Genomic DNA, 26464 nt, shown 5'->3' on the forward strand with positions numbered 1-26464 from the left:
TGCACGATTTTAAGCCAAGGCTTTGCTGAAACGTTCAAGTTAACTTTGTTGAAACGTTCATGAAATGGGAGTAGGGATTTTTGCCATAACTAAATCCAATTCTCGCATAACCAGTACGAAACCCGCACGGTTAGACTGAACCTGAGCTACAGCTTTTGGAGTACCAAAAAAGTACGCAACAAAGCAAGGGAGCCGACGAAGAAAAGAATAGGTCTGCGGTAAAGGAGAACTGATCGTTTAAGTTCTTCGCTAGTTAAACAATTAAAAAGGTAAGATCAATTAGATCTTACCTTTTGCTTGCTTTAAGATATAAAACTGAAAGAAGATTAATTATTTACCAATTTCATGGCACCTTCTGCATAACGGGCACCCACATTTGGATACTTGTTCAATACGGCTTCTATTGCGCTTAAATCTGCACTTGATAGCTGTACCTCAACGGCACCTGCATTTTCTTCGAGGTATTTTCTTCTTTTGGTGCCCGGAATAGGGATAATATCATCACCCTGTGCCAATACCCAAGCCAAAGCCAGTTGTGAAGGCGTACAATTTTTGTCTTTAGCTAGCAGGGCAAAATCTGCCACGAGCTTGGCATTGTTTTCGGCGGCTTCTCCCTGGCTGCGGGGTAGAGTTTTCCTAAAATCGCCTTCTGGCAGTGCATTTAAGTCTAAGGTGTTAGAAACCAATCCTCTTGCCAATGGCGAGTAAGGTACCAAGCTAATGCCCAATTCCCTAACAGTGGCCAAAATTTCGCCTTCTACATTTCTGGTGAGCAAAGAATATTCGCTTTGCAATGCCGAAATAGGGTGTACGGCATGTGCCTTGCGTATAGATGCCGGAGAAGCTTCGCTCAGTCCCAGGTATTTTACTTTGCCTTCTTTTACCAATTCGGCCATGGCGCCAACAGTTTCCTCAATAGGAACGTTAACATCCACCCGGTGTGCGTAATAAAGGTCTATGGTGTCGATTTTTAGTCTTTTTAAACTGGCTTCAACTGCTTGTTTCATCCATTTTGGCGAGCCATCAAAATAGGTGCCTACGGCATTAGCCGTACCTGCATCTTCTTTAAACCTGAAGCCAAATTTGGTAGCGATGAAAACCTTGTCGCGGTTGGGCACCAACACTTTCGACAGGAGCTCTTCATTGATTCCGTTGCCGTAAACATCGGCGGTATCCCAAAAGTTGATGCCTAAATCTAAGGCTTTGTGCAAAGTGGCTATGCTTTCGGTATCGTCGGCAGGACCATAGGCAAAGCTCATGCCCATACAACCTAGGCCAATGGCCGATAGTTGCTCATTTGTTTTTCCAAGATTTCTATATTTCATAACAAAGTGAATTTTAATTAATATAAGTTGGGGTATAATGAAAATGTTTTAAGCCATTGCTGTTTTGGTTCTTGTTGCTGGTTTGATCAAAAATTGGAGCAGGAAAAAAGCAATGAGGCCTATAAATAAGTAGCCATAGCTTAAATCTAACTGAGATTGCGGATGCAAAATGCCAACCACCGTATAGCTGCAAACCGAAGTGATGATGAAGTTGGCGCCACCACTCAATCCACTGGCTACGCCTGCCATTTGTGGAAACCTGCCCAAGCAGTAGGCGAAGTAATTATTGAAGATGAAGCCTACGCAAACATGGATCAAAAAGGCAAAAAAGATCAAAGTATAAATGTTATTCAGCCATTGTGCACTGATCAGCATGCCTCCGATAAAGATGAGCTGCAAAATGTTAGCTACGCGTATCTTAGGAATGAAGGGTTTTTCGATAAGCGCCTTGCCAATAAAACCACCAGCCATCCAGGCGAGGCCCATCATTAAGGCGGCGTAGCCAGCTACCACGGGTGAGTAATTAAACTGATGTTCGATGATAAAAGAACCTGATAAGCCAAAAACCATGGTTGTGCCATAACAAAGGCCAATTACAAAGATGCCGTATAGAAAAAGAGGCGTACTGAGCATGGTTTTATAGTCTTTAATCATGGATGGGAGACGGAAAGGACGGTATTGAGGTACGGTTTCGCCAGAAAAAATGGCTTCCAATACTAAAACGATGATTCCGTAAACGGCCAATACATAAAAATTGGCCTGCCAATTGAAATATTGCTGCAGATAGCCACCAATAAAAGGAGCAATAACAGGTGCAGATGACCAAACAATAGACAAGGAACTCAGGTATTTTTTTCTTTCTTCGCCCTCGTAAACATCAACAAAATAGGCTCTTTTGGCTACCACAATAAAACCTGTGGTAATACCTTGTACAATGCGCATGGCGTAAATCACCTCTATTTGTTTGGTTAAAACGATCACAAAATTGCTGGCAATAAATATAACCAGTGCAATTAAAGTGGGTTTATAACGGCCATAACTATCAACCAGGCTGCCGGTAATAAATTGGGCAAGGCCATAGCTCACAAGAAACAAGGCCAAGGTTAATTGTATGGCATTTTCTGATTGGTGCAATTCTACAGCCATGTGTGGCATAGAAGGGAGGTACATATCGGTAATTAATCCAGAAAGCGGAATAAGCAAGAAAGAAATAAAGGTTGCTATCTTTTTGTTTTGGGGTAGTAGTTTTTTAGATAAGATTGCCATAGTAAATTTTTGTTATACAAAGCTACAGGCGAAAAAAACTCTTCAATTATAGTTATCAAACCAATACTTATAAAAATCAAACAGCTGGTTAAGCCATTTGTAGACGAACTGTATTTGGGGTAATGCCTGTATTCTTTTTAAAGAAGTTGGTAAAGTAGGCAGGTTCCTGAAAGCCTAGGCTATAGCCAATTTCGGAGATGTTCCAGTCGGTATGCTGCAATAAGGCTTTGGCCTCCTGTGTAATGCGCGTGGCAATATGCTCGGTAGTGGTTTTGCCCGAAATCTCTTTTACCGAACGGTTTAAATGGTTCACGTGTACCGAAAGGCTATTGGCAAAATCCTGCGCGGTTTTAATCTGAAGGGAAGTCTCGGGTGTGTCAATTGGGAATTGGCGCTCGAGTAATTCTAAAAACAAGCCACAGATTCGGGTAGAAGCATTGATTTGTTTTTTGAACTCCTCGGTTGGCGAAAGCTTCATGGCCTGGTGGATGAGCAAATGCAGGTAGTTCTTGATTACGCTGTATTTATGCGGATAATTTGATTGGATCTCGGCCTGCATTTTGATGAATATTTCAGACACTTCTTTCAAGGCCGGCTCATCTAAAAAGTAAACAGGATTGGCACCAAGGCTAAACAAAGGCGATTCCTGTAAGGTTCCCTTACGTTCGCCAGGCTCAATAAAAGCATCGGTAAAGAGGCAGAACCAGCCTTCCTGCTGCACCGATTCGGCTTCCCAAGAATAAGGGACGATAGGGTTGGAGAACAACAAGGCAGGTTTATTGATGTAGATCCACTTATCTGCGTAATGCAAAGTGCCTGTGCCAATGATCAATGATACTTTATAGTAATCACGACGGCTATAAGGAGAAATCGTGGCGCAATTGTCTCTCGAAAAAATGTTTACATGACCAATTCGGGTATTCAGATCAGCCAGGTTTAGGCAAGAATTTTTGAGGATGCGTTTGTAGAAGTCGTTTATTGTTTCATGCTGGCTCATGAAACAAAGTTATAAAAATCAAACGCAAACAATTATCAGTATAAAATCATTAATTGTGAAAAGAGACAATAAACTAGCATTTTATATAAGCTTTGGTTCTGCTCCACGTCAAATAAGCTTTGTGTGCAATTAAAATACCAAGAATGGTCATAAAGCCCAAGATCAACCATTTTCCGCCCAATTTGTACATCAGTTAAAAAGGCGATGTAGTCAATTTAATGCTGTTATCGGCTGCATATACTTTGGCCAAATCCCACAGCTTATTGTACTTGGTTAAAAAAGTAGCATAGTATTTTTCGTCGAAGGCAATAATGGCATTGCTGATGGTTTCTTCAGGCTGTTTTTGGTCTATCATTCGTGCTATTTTGAGGTGTTCGTCCTTATAATGTTGCAACACAAAAGTGTATAAGTCTATCGAAGCCTCAATCATCGGTTTGGTTTCCTTGGTGGGATAAAGCTCTTTTACTTTTTTTAGGGAATTTTCTGCGGTTGTTATTGAATAGTTTTTGATATATTTCTCACAGGTATTGTAAAGGCCTTGAGCATTGCCTCCTTTAATGTACTTGAGATAAGTATTGAAATAATCGCCGCCAAAGCGTGATATGGCATTCGAATTTAAGGCGGCCCGATCAAAATATTCTTCAGGCGTATTGCCAAAAAACTGACAGGCGATCAGACTGATACCAGCGAATGCCAAAACAATAAATCTGATGGTTTTTGAAGGGGAAGTAAATGGGGTAGGTTTCATAGGTTTCTGGGATTATCTAGGGCAAAACTCTGCATCATGTGGCTCTTATGCAAGCTTGTCTATCCTACAAAACATCTACAGTTTTGAAATAAATTAAAATATGCTCAGGTTTTACAAAAAAAGCCATCCGTAATGAATGGCTTTGATACTTTTGAAGAAACAATCCTTACTTGCTCAAGGTAATCGTCATTTTTGTGGTTCTTGTTGAGCTTTGTTCAATCTGCTCAAAAACAAACTTTTTCTTGTTAAGTTCCTTAATGGTAAAAGGATCTTCGTTAATATTGATGGTTGTTTCGTTGACAACGGAATAGGCTTCCTCTTCAATTTCCCCATCAATTTGATAGGTAAATTTGCCATCGTTACGGAAATCAAAATAATCGCCTTTTGCTACAGGTATGTTTTCTGTTTCAACGGGTTTAGCAGGTCTTGTGGTTTCGGTTGTCCATGAAACGATGTTCCATTTGCCCAGCACCATTTCTTGTGGCGTTTTTGGCTTGTCCTTTTTGCATCCTGCGATTAAGCAGATTGCCACTGAAAATAAGATCAGGGATTTTAGTGTTTTTATCATTTTGTATTAATTTGATTATCGACTTAAGTTGATGGTTATCTTATAAGTTTCATTACCGTCTTTCTCCGATTGGCCAAATGAGAATTTACGGTCATTGAGTTCGAATATGGTAAACGTCTCTCCATCAATCAACAGTTCTGTATCGCTTTTAATGCTATATGCTTCAACTCTTTCTTTAGATCCGTTCATGACATAGTAAAATTTGCCGTCGTTCCGAAAATCCAAGTAATCACCAGCTTTGCCCGCTTCGGTATCTGTTTCGGGTGGGTTTGGAGGATTGGTTGTTTCGGTGATTTGTGAAATGTAAGTCCACTTGCCTAATATCTTTTCCTGGGTGGTTTTTTCAGGTGCTTTGTCTTTTTTACAACTGCTAAAAGCAAGTATGGCTAGCGTAAATAGCAGGAAGATTTTTATTGTTTTCATGATTTTTCTTTTTAAAAGTTAATAGCTCGTTTTAGTGTTTTCGCATGGCGGAAAAGTTGAAGCTTTTATCTGGGGAGGAGAAAATTGGTTTGTCGCCCGGTTTTAATACTACTTTGTAGGTTTGCTCTTCATCAAATGTGCCTGGATTGGTGTCCGAAGAAAGGCTTTGTGAAATGGCTTTATCTACAGCAACAAGGTAAGATCCGCTTTCCTCTTTTACGATTTTAAGCCATGTCCATCCCATCCTTGCCGCAAGGCCATTGGAACTGAACTCCGTTAAATAGCCATAGTATTGATCGCCTGTTGTTGGTGTGGCATTAAATGAAGCTTTTGCTGTATTTTCCTTTTTTACCGTAGCCATGCGTTTACCAATAAAATAACCAGTGGCTATAATGCAGAGGAGCAACAAGACCATAATGGCTTTCCCGAAAATGCTATAGCGTACTTTTTTGGGCTCACGTGACACCGTACTTTCACGCATTCGGGCGTGTGCTACCATCTCAGGCGTCCAATGCCTGCGTAAAATTTCCCGACCATCAGTTTCATCAAAAAAGGCACTGCTTACTTTGTTGTATGTTGCATCGCCAAAAATCGTACTGCTGTGCAACTGATAAACTACAAAACTGAGTTGCGATCTTGGAAAACCATCGAGAATTGCGCTATTGTTCAGCTTTTCTTCAAAGATGGGCTGTTTAATCTCTCTAACAAAAATGATCATAGGTTTTGCATTAGTTTCCGGTAGATTTGAAAATGGTAATGCCATCTACCGAAAGTGTTTTAACGGTGATGCTGAACTGCGTAGAAGAATTGATGTCGTAACTCATAAAGCTCTCCGAAGAGCCTGCCACGGCGCCTCCGGTAAAGACAAAGCTTCTCGGCTTTTTGGTGCTGCTTACTGGAATAATATTAATTTCGCCCTTTGCATCTTTTATCTCGCCCGAAATCCATTTTAATATGAATGGGTCTACGTCTTTGGTTAAATCGAAGCTGAGGCTACAATTTCCCTCACTCATCACCTTAGTCTCGCTTTGCACATCATATGGATTGCTCAGCATATAATTGATGCTGTTGAGCAAGTAGGTCTGACTTTTTTGAGTAGCCGGATCAGTAAGCTTTAACTCGATTTGTCGCTTTGTCTCTTCTTCTTGAGCCACAGCATGAAATTGTGCAAATAGCAGTACTAAAAAGAGCAATGGATAAAAATACCTGGTTTTCATGGTTCTTTTGTTTTAGAAATGAATTAGATAAACAGTTTTTAAGAAGCAAAATTGAATTTGCCTTCAAATAGCTTTCCTACCAATGGCACTGGTTTTTCTACTTCGTTATTGGCCGCAATAATGCCCAACAACAAAAAGATCAAGGGAATCAGCATGGCCAGAGAGAAGATAATTGCCAATCCAGGGATGATGGCTAAAACAACGCCACATATGATGCTGAGCACAATGCTGAGTATAAATATGCCTAAAGCTTGTCCCAAATGATAGTTAACCAACCTGCTTTTATCAGGAGATTTTTTAAATTCAAGGTAAGAAATTACCCAACCGATAATGGTGATGTAGGCAACAATAGCCATGGTCTTGTTTTTCATGAGTTTGTATTTTATGGTGAAACTTTGATTGCTGTTCGCTCAAAATATTGATCATGGTTTAATTCGATTGAACAACACAAAATTACCCCCACATTGCTCCTCAACCAAGAAAACAGAAACTACGCTGCGACTACGGGCTGTAGTCGAGACGTCTACAATGCATCTACAAAAAATGCTTAAATGCTTTTATTTCAATTATTTAAGGTAATTTCTGTTTTTTGAAAGCATTTCTTTTTTCTATTTTTGAATCATGCAGCTACCACTGAAATCACTATTGTCTATCGCATTTTTCCTGTTGGTTTTTTTTAAAGGTGCCGAAGCGCAACATATTTATCTCGATTCGCTCGACAATTTGTTAAAACAAGGCAAACTCAACAAACCAGAACAGGTAAACGCACTCTGCAAAATGGCCAGGGCAAACTTTGAAATGAATTTGCCACTTGCATTCAAGCAGGCCAATGAGGCCTTGGAACTTGGAAAAAGTATGCAGGATGGACGGGGAAAGGCAATGGCTTTTGCTACGCTTGCTCATCTGTATGTATGGAAAAAGGAGCTGAAGCACGCCTACGAAAGCAGAGATAGCGCCATTTATTATGCGGGACAAACAAAAGACCGGGTAACCATTGGTTTTGTATGGTTGCGAAGTGGCTGGCTAGACCTGGTAAATAACGAAAATGATAAATCTATAGGCAAGTTGCTCAAAGCACTCGATTATTTTAAAGGAGAGCGGGCCTATGATTACGAGAGTACGGTATACCATTACCTCGCCAGTTTTTATGGCTATGGAAACGACCCGGCTAAACAGAAAAAATATGCTGATTCCTGCTATTCAACTGCGCTAAAAAGTAAGCAGATAGATTTGTTGAACAATGCCTATTTTACGGTTGGTCAGGCTTATTTTGACCGTTTTAAACTTGCTCCGTCCAATCGAAGCCTGCTCGATTCGGCTTTACATATTTTTAAAAAATCGTTTCCGCTTTCCGAAAAACAATCGGGACGTCTATTGGTACGAAGCAATACAGCCGCTGTTGCCCTCAACACTGCCTATGCCTATTTTCAGTATTTCCCGGTGGCTTATCGCGATAGTGCCGAAAAGTATGTGAATATAGCCATCGAAATTTCATCAAGAACCAAGTTAATGGAAGTGCTCTTGAACTGCTATGGCTTGCGGAGCGAATATGCCTTGCGCGATGGAAATTATGACGAAGCGGAGAAGTTATTGCTCACAGGCTTGGCTGCAGTTGAAGGCAGTGCCATCAAAATGCCCCTCACCAGGGCCCGAATGTTTCAGGGGCTGGCAAATATTGCCGAAAAACGAGGCGATAAGGGAGCCGCATTGAATTACCTGAAACAGTATATCCAACTCAACAAAGAGGCCTTTGACGAAGAGAAGGTCAATAGTATCCAAAGGGTAGAGGCCCAGTACCAGTCAGAAAAGAAAGAACAGGAAATTGCCTACCTTCAACAAGAAGCAAGCTTTGTGAAGAAAAGAAATGTTTTTTACATCGTATTGGCGCTAACCGGTATAGTGGCATTGCTTTTTCTGCTTCGGTCTTATAATTACAAGCTAAAGGCATCGATAAGGAAACAGGAGCTGGTAGACAAGGAAAAACGAGAGGCTGAATTAAAGGCGCAACTTAAAGAAGTAGAGGCCATACAACTGCAAACTGAGCAGGTTTTGCTCAAGGAGCGACAAGAACGCTTGCAAAAAGAACTCTTGGCGGGAACACTCCAAATTGAAGAGAAAAACGAGCTGTTAGCACTCTTATCCGGCAAAGTGAATAATGAAAGCCACCTCTCTGTTGACCAGCAAATTAAACGCATTGTTAACCAACAGAAAAGGATGGACAAGGATTTCGAAGAGCACAAAACAGACTTTTTTGAAACCAATCCGGCTTTTTTTGAGCGTTTGCAACAGAAAGCCAGCCACACACTTACCCGTTTAGACTTGAAATATTGCGCCTATATCCTCATGGGATTGTCTAACAAGGAGGTTTCGGCTCGTTTAGGTATTGAACCGAAGAGTATTCGCATGGCACGTTACAGGATCAAACAAAAATTCGGTTTGGACAAGGAAGAAAACCTCGACAACTTTATCAGATCTCAGGAATAGCATAGGAATTTGCCGGTTCCTCTATTATGTATTGGCACCATCGTCTCCGCCAGTTAAACAAGCAAAACGGCCAGGCAAAGTCAATTGATGAATGGAAACTTGTTCTTATTTAGCTTTGACGAGCCAGAGATCTATCGCTTCTTGAAGTTCGTTAAAATCAGGCTCGCCATCCATAGCCCAGCAAACGATGCCATCAGGACGTATCAATATGGCGTTTAAGCCTAGCTGATCTTTCGCTTGGCCTGAAACATACTTGATGCTGTCGCTATAGCTACCGGCTAAAGTTTGAAGCGAAGAATTCATGGTAAAATCAAGGATGAGTCCCTGTCCATCGTGCATCAATTCGCCAATTTTAGTGCCGTCTTCAAACTCAAAATTGGGAACGCTGTAGCCCATTAGCGGATGCTTGCCACCGAGATCATAATGTGTATGGATGCCCCAAATCCGTCCGGCAATATAGGTGGCTCCATCATGGGTATCCATAAGGTCTCTAAAAACAGCATTCAATGCGCGGGCTTCTGCACTAGGGTTCATAATGGCTACCTGTGCCCTTGACCAATCTAGCACTTGCACGCCAAGAGGATGGCGTTCGGTATGATAACTATCCAGCAAAGACGCTGGTGCTTTGCCTTGGATAATTGCAGCGAGCTTCCAACCCAGGTTCATGGCATCGCCAAGGCCAAGATTGAGCCCCTGACCTCCCAATGGCGAATGGATATGTGCGGCATCTCCTGCTAAAAATATCTTTCCGTTGCGATATGCTGTGGCCTGCCGTGCCCGGTCGGTCCAAGTGGTAGCAACTTGCAAGGCATTGATCGTTACATCGGTATCTGAAACGCGACGTAACACTTCCTGTACGTGCTCAAGCGTAATTGGCTTTTTAGAGTCGTGAAATGCACCGCCATCAAAGTCTTGGATGGCTAGGTAACCTGGTTGAGATTGTAGATACATGCCTTTTGGAGTAAGGTTTCGGCCTGGTTTGAGCTTCTCGGGATCGGCAATAGCAACCTGAACCGTATAACCGGTAAATTCGGGCTCCGTACCAGCAAATTCGAAACCACCAATCTTGCGGACAGCACTACGGCTCCCGTCACAGCCCACCAGCCATTTGCCTTCAAAGGTCTGGTCGCCGGTTAGAACAGTAACACCCTTATCGCTTTGGTGGAAGCTGTCAAGGGCCGATCCGTATTTGATGTTTACACCCAAGGCAATTGCGCGACGGGTTAGTATCGTTTCCAACTCTGCCATTTCAGATATTAAGCTGGTTTCGGTTGAACTTGACAATCGATATTTCCACTGAGAGGTGTCGATATTGCTTTCGTAAAATGGGATGCCGGCAAAATGACCTGCTTGTTTACCTTTTTCAGGAATGGTGGTCATGTGTGGATTTTTAAGACGTTTATGTAGTTCAAGCTCGAGAAACAAGCCCCGACGGTAAAGCGCTTCAATAGTAGGAGCTGAGAGGCCACGGATCCCGAAAGGAAGCTGTTTCAACGCTGAATGCGGATTTTCGGCCTTCTCGAGCAGGAGCACCGAACATTTGGCCAAGGCCAGTTCGCAGGAAAGGAATAAGCCTACAGGTCCAGCGCCAGAAATGATCACATCATAGAAAGGATGGTTTTGTGTAGTGTTCATATGTAATAATTGAACCACAAAATTCAGAAAGGCGAGGGGCTTAGGCTTGTACAAATGCGACAAAATCATTGCTCGCCGCCTCTTGTCTTTTCTTTGCTTTTCGGGCGAATGCCGCTGGCGTAGTGCCACTGTAGCGTTTAAATTCCCTGCTTAAATGAGATTGATCGGTATAGCCCAGTTGATAAGCCAAGCTGGCAATGTTGCAGGCCGGTTCGTGCCACAGTCGGTTTCTGACCTGTTCAAAGCGCATCAGACCGGAAACATCTTTGACTGTATGGCCAGAAGATTGCTTGAAATTCCTTTCCAACGTACGAATGGTTGCATGCGCCGCTTCCGCGACTTGGCTTACGGGCATGTTCCCTTTTGCTTTGCTCATGGCTAGTCCCGCTTTGAATAACATGCTGTCTATTGCAATCTGCGATCGGGCCTTCAAGAAATATTGCCTGATCAGTGCCAATGCTTCCTCTATTTGGCCGTTGTGGATACACTTCTCCAATGGAGGCTGTAGTTGGGCGATGGGATGTTCGAATACCTGTACGCTATCTTTGCCGGCTGGTAGTCCGAGCAAATCAAATACAGTCCAAGGGAAACACCTAACCGCAATAATTTGCAACCTATTTTTGCTATGAAAACGAAGGGGCTGGTTGAGTAGGCCTATCAGGAATGGTGATGGCAAGGGTTGCAGGTCTCCATTTTGGGCATGGAAGAGGCTTCCAAAATAAAAAATAATCTCGGCATAGCCATCCGGCACTACTTCAAAACTCGATGGCACTGCGCCAAAGTCTTTGCTGTTGTACCAAAAGCATTTAATGCTATCCCGTAGCTCTTCAGGAGGTTCAAATTCTTGATGATGCATGCCGAAAGATAGGGAATTTTGAACTGTAAATTATTGAAATACATTTTCATCATCTACAACTAAACAATTCAATTTCATTTACAATTCTCGTTGCCCAAAGTAAAGTATGGTATAAATGAGATGTGACATTTTTTAACAGAACAAAATGTTCGTTTTTTTTTCATCCGAGTTTTTGAGCCTTTCGTGGAGTTTACAAGCCGCTTTAACGCCTTTTCATTTGATGGAGTAGCGCCCTTAATTAGCTTAGTTAACATATTAACAGCATATCGATAGTCTGAACCAATTAATCAAAGCCCTGAAGACGACGACGGTTTCTTCAGTCATTTACCCTAACTACCTATGAAATATGACGAATTATTACTTAACCAAAACAAGGATTTGGGTTAAAAGCCTTGCAAAACTTGTGCTATTAACCATGTTAATAGCCATTACTGTTGATGCACAAGCAGCAGTAATCAAAGCACATAAAGTATGGCCTGTTAAAGGAGGCGCTAATAGCCAAATAGCAAATGCAGATATTGTTGTAAAAGGTACGGTTACCGATACAACAGGGAATGCATTACCAGGCACATCCGTGTCAGTTAAAGGCGTTAAAGGAATTGGCGTGTCAACAGATGCCGAAGGTAAGTTTACGCTAAAAGTGCCGGAAAATTCAATCTTGATTTTTTCTATTGTCGGCTACGAAACGATTGAAAAAACAGCCGAAAGCACGATGACGGTTGTATTGAAAGCAACACGCAACAAATTAGACGAGGTTGTAGTGATCGGCTATGGTACCAGTACCAAAAGAAAGCTGAACAGTACGGTTAATACCTTGGATATGACCAATGTTGCGCCTTTGCCCGTACAATCGATCAATGATGCTGTTGCCGGACGTATAGCAGGTACCATTGTAACCAGCAGTTCGGGTATACCTGGTGCCAAAAGCCAAATATCAATACGTGGCGGAGCACCTCCATTATTTGTAATTGATAATCAAATCAGGAGCCAGTCAGATTTTGAAAACCTGAACCCCAACGATATCGATTCTTATTCGGTACTAATGGATGTAGGCGCCACTGCGCTGTACGGGCAACAAGGAGCCAACGGAATTATTCTTGTGACCACAAAAAAAGGCGCACAGGGAAAAACAAATATCAATTATTCGTTTAACACCGTTTACTCACAGCCTACGCTCTTGCCGAAAGCGATGAGCTCTTATGATACGAAGAAGGCCCAAAATGATGTTTACATCGCAGAAGGGCGTACGCCACCTACCAGCGACGCCATATTGGAATTGTACAGAAACCAAAGCCAGCCATACCTCTATGGTAATTCAGATTGGTTTAAACTAGCGCTAAGAGATTTTACGCCTGAAAGTCGCCATGACCTGTCTGTTTCTTCAGGCACAAAAGCATTAACCTATTATGCATCCGCTTCCTATTATGACCAGGGAGCCATGCTGAGAAGCGACAGGGGATATGATAACAAGCGTGTCACTTACCGACTGAACACCGAGAGCAATTTCGAAAAAATAAATTTAAAGGTGTTAACAGGTATCGATGGTTATGTAGAGGCAAACCATTCGCCCACTACTCCTTATGGAACCATTTTTGATCACGTGCAAAGATCACCCGCTTCACTCCCTTCAGGCAACGAATTTGGCTTGCCCGTAATGGGCGATCCTAGGGCAGATTTTTCTGCCGGATACAATAAGGGAAATACGCGTGTTTTTAATGGCATTCTTACCTTAGATTATAAAGCCCATTTTTTAAAGGGACTTGGCTTTAAGACAACAGGTAGTTATAATATGGGTAATTATAACCAAAAGATTTGGGCAGAACCTGGTCCTTATTATGACTTGGGAAGTACAACACCTAAGTATTTCTCTACCCCATCACTAGAGGTTGGTACTTCAACAAACAGAACCTGGAACATACAGGGCTTTATTACCTATAACAGAGTTTTTGGCAACCATACCATCGATTTCACCGGCGTAGCAGAGCAGGCTCAATCTATCTCATCTAATTTGATAGGAAGAAGAGTCAATTATCAGATTTCGTTTGACCAATTTGTAGCAGGGCCAACAGTAAATCAGTTTTTAGATGGGGGTGAGGGAACCGCCAACCGTGCTGGTTATGTAGGGCGCTTATCTTATAATTATTTAGCTAAATATTTTGTAGATGGCACAATTAGGCGTGATGGTAATGATGTTTTTCCAAGGGGGAAACAATGGGGCAATTTTTACTCTGCCTCTGCAGGCTATATCATTTCTGAAGAAAAATTCATGCAAAAATTAAAAGACAAGCACATTATCGATTACTTAAAAATTAGGGCATCAGTTGGGCAGGTAGGTAATTTGCCCGGTAATTCAACCAAATTTTATATACCGGGTTATGGTGTAAATACTGATGTTTATGTTATCAATGACATACCTGTGCAAGGTACATCAGAACCTGGCATTTTACCAAGTACCAATTATACCTGGTTTACAGACAATGAAAGGAATTTTGGTTTGGATATTGCATCGCTAAGGCAGCGTCTCAACGTTACTGTTGGTTACTTTTATAAAAGAACAACAGGCTACACAGTTTCCGATCCGCGATTTGCTGGCACACTTGGCATTGGCTTGCCACAGATTAATTTTAAAGAAGGGGCAACGAGAAGAGAAGGCATGGAGTTTAAAACAGTTTGGAACGATAAGTTTGGAGAGTTCAACTATAAATTGGGCGTAAACTTTACCTACTTCAATACACTAACAGAAAGAAGTCCAGGTGAAAACGAAACAGCCCTAAAAAATCCATATACCCGCGTATCAGGGACTACATCAAACCCACTGCAAGCACAGGGTTATCACAGTTTAGGATTTTATCAGAACAATGCTGATCTATTAACTGGAGCTCGTCGTATTGCTTCCATCAATACCGTAGCTGGCGATTTGAAATATGCTGATGTAAATGGTGATGGTAAAATAGATGCTTCCGATTATAGGTCAATAGGCAACAATTCTATGCCAAGGATCAACTATGGTTTCACCTTCGATCTTGATTATAAAGGTTTTTTCTTGAGCGGCGTAGTTATGGGATCAGGAAATAGAGACCGCTATATGGGAGCCCTACTTCAAGGACTCAATCCTAACGCATTTCTAGCTTATGACATTCAACGAGACTATTGGCGCCCTGACAATACAGATGCACTGTTCCCTCGCCAGGTTTCAGCCAGTGGGGTAAATGGACAGAATAATGACAGGGTAAGCGACTTTTGGGTAATTAAATCCCGCTTTATTCGCTTAAAATACCTTCAGCTTGGCTATGATTTTAAAAAAACATTGTTGAAAAAATTTCCGTTACAGCAGTGCCGTCTGTTTTTATCGGGTACAAATCTGCTCAGCAGCTCAAAAAGCCAGGATTATTTTATCGATCCCGAATCTGATTCTAATTACAGCGGTTATCCTATTCAGCGTACAATTGCTTTTGGTCTTAATGTTGGGTTTTAATTCTCTTAAATTGATATAAAATGAAAAAATATAAAATAGTTGTAACAGTAGCACTGGCATTTACGATGCTGGTATCCTGCAAAAAAACATTGGAAGAAGGAACCCGATACGATCTTGTTACCGAGGATGTGGTATGGGCAAACAAGGCCAACGCCGAAACCTTTATATTTTCTACCTACGCTACTATAATGGGCAGTTTTCAGAATGGTCCTCAAACAGATCCACGAACCGTTAATACTTTAGGCTTTGACGATATTTACAATGGGAGCCAACAGGTATTTACAGAACGAGTAGATCGTAATACAGATTTGGGATTTAACAATTGGGCAGCTGTAAGAAGATGTAACCAGATTATCGAAAAAGTAGCGGCATCAGCAGGTATTGCATCAGCAGATAAAGGGCCACTGATAGCAGAGGGCAAATTTTTAAGGGCCCTATCTTACTTTAATATTGCCAGAAGTACCGGCCGCATTGTTTGGATAGATAAAGTATTAACACCAGAAGATGAGCTGTTGCTTTCGAGTACGCCCAACCCCACAGAATCTTATAAATTAATTATTAAAGACCTGGAAGATGCGGTTGCAGGCTTGCCCGCTACTAAAATTATAGATAGAGCGAACAAATATACCGCGGCTGCTTTTTTAACCGAAGTGTGTTTACAGGCCCTGGCTTATGAGAATTATCCCAATGCCGCCAATGTGAGCGCAAGCAATCCTTTGCTGCAAAAAATAATTGATAATGCGCAATTGGTAATTAATGCAGGCTATACTTTAGAGCCTGATTACGGTCAAATGTTTACCAATGAAAAATCAAGGTCTGCCGAAACAATCATGGGAGTATATAGAAAGGCTGTAAATACTGTTGTTGGGAATACGCCTATGCAATTGTATGTGCCATTGCTGGATAATGGGAGGATTGCAGCTTCTGGCGGAAGCCCTTTGCTGCAAAGTACCGCCGTGAACAAATTATTTTGCTGGGTACAACACGGACCAACCCAAAATATTGCCGACGATTATTTGGTAATTGACAAAGCCGATCCTACGAAAGCCTTGCCTTGGAATCAGACTTCGCAATATATAGCCGCCATAGATGAAACAGCGGCCATACCTACAACTAAAATTCCTGTTGCTGGTGGCGAAACCTCTGTCAAACACGGCATGATCAAAGCAGGCAGTACCGAAACCATTTGGACACTGAACAACACCAATCGCGATGCCAGGTGGCATTCGTCTATTGTGAGCGACTCTACCAAAATGAACGGAGAAACCTTAACTACCTGTATCAATGGCAATGCCACCCGTTGGATGAAAATTAATTTCAACAGCATTGCCTATTACGAAAGTATTAGCAATATGTATTGGAACAAAGGAGTTTATACCAATGTATCGCCAAATTTAACCGTTGACGTAGCAACAGATTATCATTATGTAATTACACGATTAGGCAGGGTATATTTAAACTTGGCCGAAGCCTATTTGTTAAAGGGAGATATTGGCAACGCTGTGGCCACCCTTAATAAAACCAGAACCATACACGGAAAGTTACCTGCATCTATGGCAGGTTCATCAGCCGAGGCTTGGAAAGATTACAAAAGAGAGCGTAGGGTAGACCTGGTGCTAGAGAACGACTATTACTGGAGCCTTTTGCGTTGGGGCCGTTACGGTGGCGATGCCAATTATGGCCGTCCATCGGGCGCTGTAATTCCCGAACTAGCGGAAGCGCCAAGGGTAATGGATATCAGTAAAGACAGAAAATATTACTCTATTGTTCAGGGTCCGTTTTTCTCTTCCAACAATGTAAGGGTGTTCGAAACCAGAAGGTACTTGTTCCCCATTGCACAAGGTTATATAGATCAAAATCCAAAATTTGGCCCACAAAATCCAGGTTGGTAATCCTTAATAAATTAAATCATGAAAAGACAAATTCAAATTCTTGCCAGTACCTGTCTACTTACATTGATAATCATGTTGACAGGCTGTCTTAAAAAAGACCTTCCCGAATATCCGCTATTTGATGGTACCAATATAGATAATGTTTATCTGGAATATCGCTATAATACCTCAGCCGTTTACAATGGCCAGCCGGTAGTTGGTTACCAAAGACTTACGGTTACCAAGAATGTAGATGAAGCGAGTAGCAAAATCAATCTGACAGTAGTGGTACCGGCCGCCAACGGAACATTTACCAGTGCAGAGCGTGATAAAGTTGTACAAACCAATCTTTGGATGTATTTTGATATCTCTACTGCGGCTACGGTTTCGCCAACTGGCGGAGCTCCTAAATTGGGAGATCCTACAGATATGACTGTTCCACGTCAATATGTGGTAACGGCTGCCAATGGTAAAACACGTACCTGGACAATTGAGATTACGAGTTATACAAAATAGAAACATCTATAATCACCTTATGAAGAAAAAGCAATCTTACCTTTCGTCGGTATTTAAAATGCATAAAAGAATAATTTTACTACTCCTGGCTTTAATTGTGCAGGGACCAATCCATGCACAAACTTCGGGCACAAATGCAGCGAAACAGGTACTCACACGAGCACTGGGTAATAAAGCGCAACACATAAGGCTTGAATTATTAAATAAGGACGGGCAAAACGACTATTATGAATACCAAGCTAAAAACGGTCAGCTTGCTGTTAAAGCCACTTCGGCAAATGCCTTAACCAGAGGCGTTTACGATTACCTAAAAAATAACCATTTGGGCATGGAAGATTGGGCAGGCAACAATTTCAATGTGCCTGCTCAACTGCCTGATGCACCAGTTATAAAGGTTATTTCGCCATTTAAGATTCGGCAGGCTTATAATGTGGTTACATCAGGCTATACTACGCCCTTTTGGGGCTGGGAACGTTGGGAACAGGAACTAGACTGGCAGGCGTTGCATGGTTTTAATATGCTGATGGCGCCAATTGCCACCGAAGCTATTGCCGCCAGGGTATGGAAAAGACTGGGACTTACGCAAGCCGAAATTGATAGTTTTTATGTGGCCCCGGCCTTATTGCCTTGGCAAAGGATGGGCAATATCCAAGGTGTGGGGGGTACTTTGCCACAAGCGTGGCACAAAGATCAAATCGCCTTGCAGCATCAGATTTTAAAGAGGATGAAGGAATTGGATATGGAGCCTATCGTTCAGTCTTTTGCAGGGTTTGTGCCAAAGGCGATTAAACGGATCTATCCTGATTTAAAACTGCATAACACCTTGTGGAATTCAGGTTTTGCACCATCTAAAAGGCCCGTAATGCTGATGCCTAAAGATCCATTGTTTAAGAAAATTACGAAGCTGTACATGGAAGAATGGCAAAAAGAGTTTGGTCCGGCCAAGTATTTTTTAGTAGATAGCTTTAATGAGCTGGAACTCCCCAAATCTGAACAAACCCCAACAGAATTATTGGCCGATTACGGCAAGTTCACTTTCGATGCCATTGAGCAAAGCAACAAAGACGCAATATGGGTTATCCAAGGCTGGATGTTTGGTTACCAACGGAAACAATGGCCTCCTGAAAATGTAAAAGCCTTATTTAGCAAGGTGCCCGATGATAAGATCTTGATTTTAGACTATGCAAATGATTATGCCAACAGTTGGGAATTTTTAAATGCTTTTAGTGGCAAGCAATGGGTTTACGGATTTGTACCCAACATGGGCGGGAAAACAGCTTATACCGGCAAATTGGATCTGTATGCAACAGGCGCCGCCAAAACGCTGGCATCTGCCAAAAAGAATAACCTCATTGGTTTTTCTATTTCGGGCGAAGGCTTGGAAAACAACAGTGTGATTTATGAACTATTAACAGATGTTGCATGGTCAAAAGATTCTGTCAATCTTGATGATTGGATTAAGGATTTTTCCATTAACAGATATGGGGCATATCCCGATTCTATAAAAAAATCGTGGGATTTGTTGAGAAAGAGCAGCTATAGTTATTTGATAGATCACCCTAGCTTTAACTGGCAGTTGGGGAAATTTCAAATAGGCAACATGAATAAAACTGATGATTTTTTTAAATCTGTCGAACTGTTTTTAAGCTGCCGCAAAGAATTGGGCCAATCTAAAAACTACCAGGCCGATGCGATTGAACGTGCTGCATTGGTATTGGGCTTAAAGGCCGAAGGCTATTTTAATAAAGCGGCAAAAGCTTTTGAAAAGAAAGATGCCTTTAATGGCGACAAATACGGAAAGCAAGGACTCGATATACTCGCCACATTAGATCGGTTGCTGGAATCCCATCCCTTAAACAGATTGGAAAGATGGGTTGGCTTTGCTTCGGCACATACCAATGATCAAAAACTAAAACAGCTATACGAGCAAAGTGCACGCAGGATTGTCACTGTTTGGGGCCCTCCGGTAAATGATTATTCATGTAGAGTATGGAGCGGGCTGGTGCGCGATTTCTACCGCGAAAGAATGAGGCATTTATTGGAAGCAAAGAAAACCGGTAAATCATTTGATGTAAAAACTTGGGAAGAGAATTGGGTCTTAAATTCGAAAATAAGCCAAATTAAGCCCTTTGAAAATCCTCTCGAAACTGCGGCAAGCCAAATTGCCAACTACAAATAAGGTAATTTAAGGCCCTTATTATCAAAATATTATTCAACAGTACGGAAGATTGTTTTCCTTCAGTACTGTTGATTTTGCTCAGCTTAAAGGCAATTCAATAAAAAAGGTACTCCCTTTTTCCATTTCGCTTTCAAACCATATTTTTCCATCATGGGCTTCAACAATCTGCTTTGATATGGCCAAACCCATGCCAAATGAATGTTCTTGCGAAGTGCCCAATCTCTTGGCTTCAGAGAACAGCTCGAAAATATTGTCCTTTAGCTCTGGAGGGATGCCAATGCCATGATCTCGAACACTGATGACAACGCTATGTTGTCGTTTTTCCATTCCAACCACAGTTTTGCTTCCCACATGGCTAAACTTTATTGCATTGATGATCAGGTTATTAACAGCCCGCCATATTTTTTCCCTATTCGCCAATACGATTACCTCTTGCGTTTTAAGCTCTATGGCTTGTCCTTTTTCTTTTGCCCTGAACTTTAAAAGCTCAACACAATCGTGTAAAAGAACATGTAATTCTATAGGTTCTTTTACAAGCCCTTCTTTGTTGGCATTGATGTTGAGCAGGTCGGTGATCATCTCCAATGAATTAACGCTCGATGCTTCCAAAACCTCGAGCAAGCGGATGTGTTTGGCGGGAAGAGCTGCATTCTTAATGATCCCGACAATGCTGATGACAGCTGCCATAGGGCGGACTCGATGTATTCAAAGCGCTACGTATATCGGATAAATTAGGTAAGCCTGTAAACATGGGCTATCCGATCAATTCGCCACAAGATGATTTTGCCTACAATTTAAGTGATGCTACCACTGGCTACCTGTCTTCAAATAGGGTAGAAGGCCTGGGCGATGATGATATCTACAGTTTTAAAGGTCAAGAACCGATTCTATTTAAATTGACTGGGGTGGCTTATAACAAACAAACAGGCGAGCCATTGGGCAATACCATCATTAGTTTGGCAAAAGTTGGTGGCGGAATAATAAAAGTGCAGACAGAGGCTGATGGCAGGTATAAATTTAATCTTGAAAAAGCAGCTGACTACAGCCTAACTGGAGAAAAAACAGACTTCCGTAGCGATGGTGCCACCGTTAGTACCCAGAACCTGACCGTTTCTACAGAACTGAGGCAGGACCTGCAGCTGGAGCCGATCGTGATCAACAAAGCCATCAGGATCGAGAACATCTACTACGACTTCGACAAGTCGAACATCAGGCCAGATGCCACTAGGGAGCTCGACAAGCTGGTGAAGCTCATGCAGGAGAATCCGACGATCTGGATCGAGCTGGGATCGCATACCGACAGCAGGGGCAACGACCAGTACAACCAGTGGCTGTCGCAGAGCAGGGCAAATTCGGCCGTCCAGTACATTATTGACAGGGGCATTGGCAAGAACAGGATAACAGCCAAGGGTTACGGCGAAAGCCAGCTGACCAACAGGTGCGCCAATGGGGTAGTCTGCTCGGTAGCCGAGCACCAGGCCAACAGAAGAACAGAATTTAAAATAGTGAAATACTAATAATGTGGTCTTGGTCGTGCTTTCTTATAGAGGGCTAACATTTAGGGGATGATTTGTCTGGCCCTCTTGCACGACCATTTATGAAATATAGCGCTCAACTTTTGGGCTGATATGATTTTAAAAATGGGAGAACAATAGACATGAAGGAAAATTCAGTAAAAAGTATTGTTAGCGCTATAGAAGACTACTATAGCGGAAAAGAAATTGAACTCATTCTTGAGGAAAACAACATTGAAAGGGAAGAGTTTGATGTTTGGCTGTTGGATTATAAGCAGATTACCTTTGAATTGATGGAACTCAAGCTAGAAAATTCAAATCTGCGGAATATGATTGTCGATTTTAGCCTGAAGAACTGGCTGCTCAACAACAATAAAACGACAGAAGGCTAAGTTAGCAGTAGCGCTTTAAACAAGATAGATATAAGTACAACAAAACAAGATACAATGGTAGAAGATACTGGCCATGTTCATTGGGAACAGTATCATTAGGAGTAATTTTTACATCCTATTGGCATGGCGATAATATTAGCAATTAAAAGAAGACAAAGCGCATGGATACTGTAGAAAATTCGGTAAAGGTGATCGTCTATAGTATTGAACAATACTATAAAGGCAGGTCGATAAATGAAATTTGTGAGGAGCGGCAGATAGAAAGAGATGTATTTGAAACATGGCTGGCACAATATAAACAGATCGCGATGGACCTGATTGAGCTAAAGCTGCAAAATGAACAATTGAGAAATATTTTGGTGAAACTAATTGTAGAACAACATGAAAAGACCTGATCTTGATGATAGTGCGGTCTTCTTTTGAAATGTAAAGACCAAGAACGCTCTTGCTAAACCCTATAAATGGGGGAAGGCCAAGCAGATTAACGGTTGAGAGCAGTTCTGTTTAGCAAATTACCAATTCATTAATCGGGATATAAAAGATATTTTGCGCGGATAGCCTTAAACTTTTGTAAGCCCGGTTCCCAGCTTTTTCTGATCTCGGCCTCAGATACTCCGGCTATGAGTTGCTTCCTCAGTTGATCTGTACCAATACGTAAATCAAAGGGAGAAACACCTGTATTGGCTCTTTCTTGACCAAAGAAATGGGCTTTGTCTGGATAGGCTTTGTAGAGTTCAATTACCCATGATAAATTAAGCTGACGGCTCTTCCGTAAGTTGCCGATGTCATAGTTTCGGAGGTCGAGCCCATAACAAACAGAGTCTTTTTGATTTGGCCGTTCGCTCATTCCAGGAATACTTACTGGTTTGTAGGAAAATGAATACTTGCCCTTCAATGCGGGCGCTCCCAAAATCGTAAATGGCATATAAGTTCCCCGGCCTTCGTTGATGGCTGTTCCTTCAAACATACATAAGCTCGGGAAAAGCAGCACAGCTTGTTGTGTATTTAGGTTCGGCGAGGGATTTACCGGTAGTACGTAAGGCAGGTCATGACTGTAATTGGCAACTTTAATGATCTTTATTTTGCATCGCTCCTTAAGATAGCCTTCGCCATTAAGGTATTGTGCAAATTCTCCTATCGTCATGCCATGGGTCATAGGCGTATAATGTATCCCAATGGCCGATTTAAATTTATCATCGGTCATTACCGGTCCATCTATTACATAGGCGTTAGGATTAGGCCGGTCGAGAATGAGCAGTTCCTTGTTGTTTGCTGCACAGGCTTCCATCACGTATTCTAACGTATTGATATTGGTATAGTAGCGGCAGCCCACATCCTGGATATCAAAAACCATGAGGTCAACATCAGCCAGTTGCTCTTTTGTTGGTTTCTCATTCTTGCCATATAGGGAGATGATTGGAAGACCGGTTTTGGCATCATTCTCATTGCCCACTACAGCTCCATTACTGGCATTTCCTCTAAAACCATGCTCTGGTCCGAATACTTTTACAATTTTAATTCCAAGGCTCAATAAGCTGTCTACACTGCTTTTCTTGCCGATAATAGAGCTTTGGTTTGCCACTAGGCCAATTCTTTTTCCTTTGAGGTAAGACAAATATTTTTCGGTCTGGTCGGCACCTGTAATAATTCCATTCTTATTGGACGTACTTTGGTTTGACGATGCAATTTGCGAGGTACCTCTAATGTTGCTGACTGCCAGAAGCATTAAAATAAGTATAGGGATAAATCTCATTGTTTTTAGATTTTTTGATGGCAAGCCTAACCATTAGTATTGCCTAGGCAATCAAATATAACTAATTCAATAAAACATATTTGTATGAATGTTTTTCTAAAAATGCTTTTCAATGAGGATGTCCGGAAATTTCCGAAAATGTCCGGGAATGTCTGTCTTTTAGCTGAGTTCTTCGAGTCTTCTTCGAGAGTTGTTCGGATAACTGCCCTTTAAACGCAATTTTCCCGAAGAAGAGTCGAACGAGAGTCGAAAAAGATATTATTAATACATTGTAACTGAAGAATGTGTAATCGCTATTCCAAGTGCCGATTTGATGGGAAAAGCTGAACCAGCGGGTTGATGCTGGCTAACATGTTGTGTGATGGAATAAAACTTTCACATGCCTGCTATTGCGCGTTGGCTTAGTGGCAGATGCGGATCGAATTGTTTGAAATAGAATAAATTCCTAAGGTGAGTAATATTTTAAAACCATTGTTTCTGAATTTGATTAATTATAAAGTATTTTGGCTAGCCAAAAACAAATGCTAAGAAATATGATAAAAATGAATTAAAGGGTGAATGAAGGTCGTTTTGGTGATTCTAGAAGTACAGATTTCAGTTATTGTTAATTTAAGACCTGACAGTTGACTGTATTTTGATAAAATTATAAATGTCTATTTTATTTACCCATAATATTCTCCGATTTTGATGAAAAAAATATTATATATCGTATTGATTATACCGTTCTTTATAAGTAGCCGTAATGAAGCTAAGCAGGAACAAAAGGGTTATGACTATACGGAAAAAATAAAAAAAACTTATTTCGCAACTTATGATTTTAGCGGTCGCTTCGATATAATTTTTAATGGCGTAAGAATGGTTAGCAATAGAAAGGATGGAGTGATCAGCGGGAACGAGTATTTAAATCCATATATATCAAAATCTGGGGTTCAAAATATAGTGCTTATTGTAAAGCCTTTGAATCCTAATTCAAAAATATTGCCTAAAGACGTAAAAGACTATTTTATTGATATTGTATATACAGAAAATGCTTCAGCTGCGCCGGTTAAAAATGTGAAAAGATGTAGCTTTCCAGCTATTGATAAACCTGTAGACTCATTGGTTTATACATGGACATTTGATGCCGATGTACCCTATGAGCTGGAAGGGTTTACAAATTCGTTAAACTTAACTAAAGAAGATCCTGCTAAACTGTTGTCTGAAGTGCTTAAATATTATCAAAATGTTCATAGCATAATTAATCAGGGAAATTATGAATCCTATCTCCAATTGTACAAAAAATCTCGTGAAAGGGAAATGGTTTCAGTGTATATGGACGAGAAGAAACGAAAGGATTATTTAGAATCCTTAGAAAAGCGCATCTCGTCTTCTAAAGGCTATATGCAACCTTTAACCGACTATAAATTGTTTATCCACCCCAATGGGAAACTGGTTGGCCTAATTACATCAAATGGAGTTACGCCTTTATACTCGAAGGATGAGGAAGGGAAAAGAAAACAATATGGATTGGAATTGCATAGGGTGAAAGGGAGTAATAAGTTAGAGATATACTAATTCATAAGCAAAGAATTGGCTTGTGTATTGATAGAAAAATAAAATCTACCCTTTAATAACCCATGAGATGATGCATTCAAAATATAAACTTATCCTTTTTCTCATTTGCCTTTTGCTTTGTAATGGCATGCTTGCAGGTAAAGCTCAGGTGCCACCTTTTTATACGGTTAGCCCATTTGCAGAAGAAGGATATTTTACAAAAACCGTTTTTCCATTCAATCCGGCTTTTATAAAGGAAAAAAAGGTGAAAAGTATTGTGTTTAAAGATGATGCCGAGGTAACCATGAGCTATTTTTATGATTTTAATACCGATGGCTTGGTAACTGGCACTACCTTCATACGCCACAATAAGGAAAAAGCAGATACAGCCTTTTATACAAGAAATTACTACAATGCAAAGGGTTTGATAGATAAAAAAGCCAAGATTGATTATCATGATGGCATTGTACGTATCGACTGTTACCAATATGATGAAAAGAATAGGATTGATAGGATCAGAACCTTTACGCTAAATGCTCAAATGCCAAACAGGCCACAAAACAACGATTGGCAAGGTGTACCTGTGCCGGGCGTTGATAAAACGATAATACAAGGTGATTTGCTAGACGAAAACCTGTTGAACAAAATGATCGCCGAAAATAATTTTTCTTCCTGGCGTTACCGCTATTATACAAAAGACAAGTTTGAGGCAGAAGAGCGGACAGCATACTACGATTTTAAAAAGCAATATGGAGAAACAGATACCTGCGCGCAGAAAATTACTTATTATTATTTAAACGGAGTTCCGGTTGCTTTGTTTTACCATAGCGACTGTGCCGAAGCCAAAACGCCTTCAGAAATGTATCAATACAAAGAAGGGCTACTGGTAGAAAAAGCCGATGTACCTACTGCGGCTAAGCCAAGAAACGAAAAGTACAGCTATAACAAAAGCAAGAACCTGATGTTGATGGAAGATATATGGAGTGGGCAAAAGGTGAGCGAATTGATCATGACCTATGACAAAAAAGGCTTTCTGGTAGCGATACAACGAAAATCCGCTACAGCAAAGGCTGCTCATTATTTTGAAGACCGTAACGCACTAAAGTTAACTTATACTTTTTATTGATTTTAGATACTCACTGCTCCAAATGCACTTCTTTGACTAACAGCTTTAAATACATGAAAATCTTTCCACTATGCTCCGCTTCGTGATAGTTAGCGGCTTGTAGTGCCTGGACATGATTTTTCACTTGAAATCCCATGGGTAACTCAAAGGGCTCATAGTTGACAAATAAGCTGGACTCCAGATCTAATTCAAGGCGGTTAACAGTATCAATCAACAAATGCTTCACCTCATTAACATCTGGAGTAATTTTCCAAGAACCTGGAGACGATCCTATTTTGAAGGACTCCATAAATTGTTGAGATATATACATTGGTAATCCGCTACGCATATACATATGCCGCTGTTGGGAAGTAATACAATGACCAATTTGCCAAATTATATTATTGTTAAAACCCTCTGGAATTTTAAATAATAGCTCGTTATCAATTGTTTCCATCAATTGCAATAGCCTAGTCCTGCTGGCTCTTAAAATCTCACATTCGAAACGTTCATTACTCATTAAAGTTGGTTTAAGTCCTTAGCGGCTGCAGAATTCATTGGGCTTTCTAAAGTAACCTTTTCACGTTAAAGTTCAAATTGATAGCTC

Annotated in this window: 24 protein-coding genes; 10 read left to right on the forward strand and 14 right to left on the reverse strand. The window is 41.1% G+C overall.

What is annotated here, in order from left to right:
- Nucleotides 1-326: 326 nt before the first annotated feature.
- The 9 genes from AC570H_RS03605 to AC570H_RS03645 all read right to left on the reverse strand — a co-directional run bounded on the left by AC570H_RS03605 (nt 327) and on the right by AC570H_RS03645 (nt 6915).
- Nucleotides 327-1325 carry an aldo/keto reductase gene (locus tag AC570H_RS03605; protein ID WP_497351798.1) on the reverse strand — a complete coding sequence of 333 codons (999 nt, stop codon included), beginning with the start codon at nt 1323-1325 and terminating at the stop codon, nt 327-329.
- A gap of 48 nt (nt 1326-1373) precedes the next feature.
- Nucleotides 1374-2591 (reverse strand): multidrug effflux MFS transporter, encoded by a 1218-nt coding sequence (locus AC570H_RS03610; protein ID WP_497351800.1) that lies wholly within the window; start codon nt 2589-2591, stop codon nt 1374-1376.
- An 88-nt stretch (nt 2592-2679) separates the two neighbouring features.
- A complete protein-coding gene (locus AC570H_RS03615; protein WP_497351802.1) occupies nt 2680-3588 on the reverse strand; it encodes a helix-turn-helix domain-containing protein in 909 nt (302 codons plus the stop codon).
- A 193-nt stretch (nt 3589-3781) separates the two neighbouring features.
- On the reverse strand, nt 3782-4336 hold the full coding sequence (locus AC570H_RS03620; protein ID WP_497351804.1) for a hypothetical protein: 555 nt from the start codon (nt 4334-4336) through the stop codon (nt 3782-3784).
- A gap of 166 nt (nt 4337-4502) precedes the next feature.
- Nucleotides 4503-4904 carry a lipocalin family protein gene (locus tag AC570H_RS03625; protein WP_497351806.1) on the reverse strand — a complete coding sequence of 134 codons (402 nt, stop codon included), beginning with the start codon at nt 4902-4904 and terminating at the stop codon, nt 4503-4505.
- Nucleotides 4905-4919: 15 nt separating this feature from the next.
- Nucleotides 4920-5327: a hypothetical protein gene (locus AC570H_RS03630; RefSeq protein WP_497351808.1), complete on the reverse strand. Its 408-nt coding sequence runs from the start codon at nt 5325-5327 to the stop codon at nt 4920-4922.
- A gap of 31 nt (nt 5328-5358) precedes the next feature.
- Nucleotides 5359-6045: a hypothetical protein gene (locus tag AC570H_RS03635; protein ID WP_497351810.1), complete on the reverse strand. Its 687-nt coding sequence runs from the start codon at nt 6043-6045 to the stop codon at nt 5359-5361.
- Nucleotides 6046-6055: 10 nt separating this feature from the next.
- Entirely contained in the window at nt 6056-6544 is a 489-nt protein-coding gene (gene tssD / locus AC570H_RS03640) for a type VI secretion system tube protein TssD (protein WP_497351812.1), read from the reverse strand.
- Between the two features lie 38 nt (nt 6545-6582).
- Entirely contained in the window at nt 6583-6915 is a 333-nt protein-coding gene (locus AC570H_RS03645) for a magnetosome magnetite crystal formation protein family (protein WP_497351814.1), read from the reverse strand.
- 250 nt (nt 6916-7165) lie between these two features.
- On the opposite strand from AC570H_RS03645, the gene AC570H_RS03650 reads away from it, so the two are divergent.
- Complete coding sequence (locus AC570H_RS03650) at nt 7166-9028, forward strand: LuxR family transcriptional regulator (RefSeq protein WP_497351816.1); 1863 nt, start codon at nt 7166-7168, stop codon at nt 9026-9028.
- Between the two features lie 105 nt (nt 9029-9133).
- Here AC570H_RS03650 and AC570H_RS03655 read toward each other — a convergent pair whose 3' ends face one another.
- On the reverse strand, nt 9134-10663 hold the full coding sequence (locus AC570H_RS03655) for an FAD-dependent monooxygenase (RefSeq protein ID WP_497351818.1): 1530 nt from the start codon (nt 10661-10663) through the stop codon (nt 9134-9136).
- Between the two features lie 40 nt (nt 10664-10703).
- Nucleotides 10704-11519, reverse strand: coding sequence for a helix-turn-helix domain-containing protein (locus AC570H_RS03660; protein ID WP_497351820.1), 816 nt, complete (start codon nt 11517-11519; stop codon nt 10704-10706).
- A 415-nt stretch (nt 11520-11934) separates the two neighbouring features.
- On the opposite strand from AC570H_RS03660, the gene AC570H_RS03665 reads away from it, so the two are divergent.
- The 4 genes from AC570H_RS03665 to AC570H_RS03680 are packed head-to-tail and all read left to right on the forward strand — an operon-like array spanning nt 11935 to nt 19560.
- Nucleotides 11935-14994, forward strand: a complete 3060-nt coding sequence (locus AC570H_RS03665) for a SusC/RagA family TonB-linked outer membrane protein (RefSeq protein WP_497351822.1) — start codon at nt 11935-11937, stop codon at nt 14992-14994.
- A gap of 20 nt (nt 14995-15014) precedes the next feature.
- Nucleotides 15015-16886, forward strand: a complete 1872-nt coding sequence (locus AC570H_RS03670) for a RagB/SusD family nutrient uptake outer membrane protein (RefSeq protein ID WP_497351824.1) — start codon at nt 15015-15017, stop codon at nt 16884-16886.
- Between the two features lie 18 nt (nt 16887-16904).
- Entirely contained in the window at nt 16905-17381 is a 477-nt protein-coding gene (locus AC570H_RS03675; RefSeq protein ID WP_497351826.1) for a DUF5018-related domain-containing protein, read from the forward strand.
- A 19-nt stretch (nt 17382-17400) separates the two neighbouring features.
- The gene (locus AC570H_RS03680; protein ID WP_497351828.1) at nt 17401-19560 is read left to right on the forward strand and encodes an alpha-N-acetylglucosaminidase; all 2160 of its coding nucleotides are present in this window, start codon (nt 17401-17403) and stop codon (nt 19558-19560) included.
- A 78-nt stretch (nt 19561-19638) separates the two neighbouring features.
- Here the strand turns inward: AC570H_RS03680 and AC570H_RS03685 are convergent, their stop codons facing one another.
- Nucleotides 19639-20247: a sensor histidine kinase gene (locus tag AC570H_RS03685; RefSeq protein WP_497351830.1), complete on the reverse strand. Its 609-nt coding sequence runs from the start codon at nt 20245-20247 to the stop codon at nt 19639-19641.
- 62 nt (nt 20248-20309) lie between these two features.
- On the opposite strand from AC570H_RS03685, the gene AC570H_RS03690 reads away from it, so the two are divergent.
- From AC570H_RS03690 to AC570H_RS03700, 3 genes are all read left to right on the forward strand, one after another.
- Nucleotides 20310-21077, forward strand: coding sequence for an OmpA family protein (locus AC570H_RS03690; RefSeq protein WP_497351832.1), 768 nt, complete (start codon nt 20310-20312; stop codon nt 21075-21077).
- Nucleotides 21078-21217: 140 nt separating this feature from the next.
- Nucleotides 21218-21466 (forward strand): hypothetical protein, encoded by a 249-nt coding sequence (locus tag AC570H_RS03695; protein WP_497351834.1) that lies wholly within the window; start codon nt 21218-21220, stop codon nt 21464-21466.
- A 161-nt stretch (nt 21467-21627) separates the two neighbouring features.
- A complete protein-coding gene (locus AC570H_RS03700) occupies nt 21628-21861 on the forward strand; it encodes a hypothetical protein (RefSeq protein WP_497351836.1) in 234 nt (77 codons plus the stop codon).
- Nucleotides 21862-21989: 128 nt separating this feature from the next.
- Here the strand turns inward: AC570H_RS03700 and AC570H_RS03705 are convergent, their stop codons facing one another.
- A complete protein-coding gene (locus tag AC570H_RS03705) occupies nt 21990-23192 on the reverse strand; it encodes an exo-beta-N-acetylmuramidase NamZ family protein (protein ID WP_497351838.1) in 1203 nt (400 codons plus the stop codon).
- Between the two features lie 714 nt (nt 23193-23906).
- Here AC570H_RS03705 and AC570H_RS03710 point away from each other — a divergent pair.
- Both AC570H_RS03710 and AC570H_RS03715 read left to right on the forward strand, forming a co-directional pair.
- A complete protein-coding gene (locus tag AC570H_RS03710) occupies nt 23907-24773 on the forward strand; it encodes a hypothetical protein (protein ID WP_497351840.1) in 867 nt (288 codons plus the stop codon).
- 67 nt (nt 24774-24840) lie between these two features.
- Complete coding sequence (locus AC570H_RS03715) at nt 24841-25878, forward strand: hypothetical protein (protein WP_497351842.1); 1038 nt, start codon at nt 24841-24843, stop codon at nt 25876-25878.
- A 10-nt stretch (nt 25879-25888) separates the two neighbouring features.
- Here AC570H_RS03715 and AC570H_RS03720 read toward each other — a convergent pair whose 3' ends face one another.
- A complete protein-coding gene (locus AC570H_RS03720) occupies nt 25889-26377 on the reverse strand; it encodes a DinB family protein (protein ID WP_497351844.1) in 489 nt (162 codons plus the stop codon).
- Nucleotides 26378-26464 lie beyond the last annotated feature (87 nt).

The organism is Pedobacter sp. B4419 (genome assembly GCF_059693725.1).

What these genes read in the sequence shown, in the direction of transcription:
- AC570H_RS03605 (WP_497351798.1), bottom strand. Translation starts at nt 1,325, where the DNA reads ATGAAATATAGAAATCTTGGAAAAACAAATGAGCAACTATCGGCCATT.
- AC570H_RS03610 (WP_497351800.1), bottom strand. Translation starts at nt 2,591, where the DNA reads ATGGCAATCTTATCTAAAAAACTACTACCCCAAAACAAAAAGATAGCA.
- AC570H_RS03615 (WP_497351802.1), bottom strand. Translation starts at nt 3,588, where the DNA reads ATGAGCCAGCATGAAACAATAAACGACTTCTACAAACGCATCCTCAAA.
- AC570H_RS03620 (WP_497351804.1), bottom strand. Translation starts at nt 4,336, where the DNA reads ATGAAACCTACCCCATTTACTTCCCCTTCAAAAACCATCAGATTTATT.
- AC570H_RS03625 (WP_497351806.1), bottom strand. Translation starts at nt 4,904, where the DNA reads ATGATAAAAACACTAAAATCCCTGATCTTATTTTCAGTGGCAATCTGC.
- AC570H_RS03630 (WP_497351808.1), bottom strand. Translation starts at nt 5,327, where the DNA reads ATGAAAACAATAAAAATCTTCCTGCTATTTACGCTAGCCATACTTGCT.
- AC570H_RS03635 (WP_497351810.1), bottom strand. Translation starts at nt 6,045, where the DNA reads ATGATCATTTTTGTTAGAGAGATTAAACAGCCCATCTTTGAAGAAAAG.
- tssD (WP_497351812.1), bottom strand. Translation starts at nt 6,544, where the DNA reads ATGAAAACCAGGTATTTTTATCCATTGCTCTTTTTAGTACTGCTATTT.
- AC570H_RS03645 (WP_497351814.1), bottom strand. Translation starts at nt 6,915, where the DNA reads ATGAAAAACAAGACCATGGCTATTGTTGCCTACATCACCATTATCGGT.
- AC570H_RS03650 (WP_497351816.1), top strand. Translation starts at nt 7,166, where the DNA reads ATGCAGCTACCACTGAAATCACTATTGTCTATCGCATTTTTCCTGTTG.
- AC570H_RS03655 (WP_497351818.1), bottom strand. Translation starts at nt 10,663, where the DNA reads ATGAACACTACACAAAACCATCCTTTCTATGATGTGATCATTTCTGGC.
- AC570H_RS03660 (WP_497351820.1), bottom strand. Translation starts at nt 11,519, where the DNA reads ATGCATCATCAAGAATTTGAACCTCCTGAAGAGCTACGGGATAGCATT.
- AC570H_RS03665 (WP_497351822.1), top strand. Translation starts at nt 11,935, where the DNA reads ATGTTAATAGCCATTACTGTTGATGCACAAGCAGCAGTAATCAAAGCA.
- AC570H_RS03670 (WP_497351824.1), top strand. Translation starts at nt 15,015, where the DNA reads ATGAAAAAATATAAAATAGTTGTAACAGTAGCACTGGCATTTACGATG.
- AC570H_RS03675 (WP_497351826.1), top strand. Translation starts at nt 16,905, where the DNA reads ATGAAAAGACAAATTCAAATTCTTGCCAGTACCTGTCTACTTACATTG.
- AC570H_RS03680 (WP_497351828.1), top strand. Translation starts at nt 17,401, where the DNA reads ATGAAGAAAAAGCAATCTTACCTTTCGTCGGTATTTAAAATGCATAAA.
- AC570H_RS03685 (WP_497351830.1), bottom strand. Translation starts at nt 20,247, where the DNA reads ATGGCAGCTGTCATCAGCATTGTCGGGATCATTAAGAATGCAGCTCTT.
- AC570H_RS03690 (WP_497351832.1), top strand. Translation starts at nt 20,310, where the DNA reads ATGGGCTATCCGATCAATTCGCCACAAGATGATTTTGCCTACAATTTA.
- AC570H_RS03695 (WP_497351834.1), top strand. Translation starts at nt 21,218, where the DNA reads ATGAAGGAAAATTCAGTAAAAAGTATTGTTAGCGCTATAGAAGACTAC.
- AC570H_RS03700 (WP_497351836.1), top strand. Translation starts at nt 21,628, where the DNA reads ATGGATACTGTAGAAAATTCGGTAAAGGTGATCGTCTATAGTATTGAA.
- AC570H_RS03705 (WP_497351838.1), bottom strand. Translation starts at nt 23,192, where the DNA reads ATGCTTCTGGCAGTCAGCAACATTAGAGGTACCTCGCAAATTGCATCG.
- AC570H_RS03710 (WP_497351840.1), top strand. Translation starts at nt 23,907, where the DNA reads ATGAAAAAAATATTATATATCGTATTGATTATACCGTTCTTTATAAGT.
- AC570H_RS03715 (WP_497351842.1), top strand. Translation starts at nt 24,841, where the DNA reads ATGATGCATTCAAAATATAAACTTATCCTTTTTCTCATTTGCCTTTTG.
- AC570H_RS03720 (WP_497351844.1), bottom strand. Translation starts at nt 26,377, where the DNA reads ATGAGTAATGAACGTTTCGAATGTGAGATTTTAAGAGCCAGCAGGACT.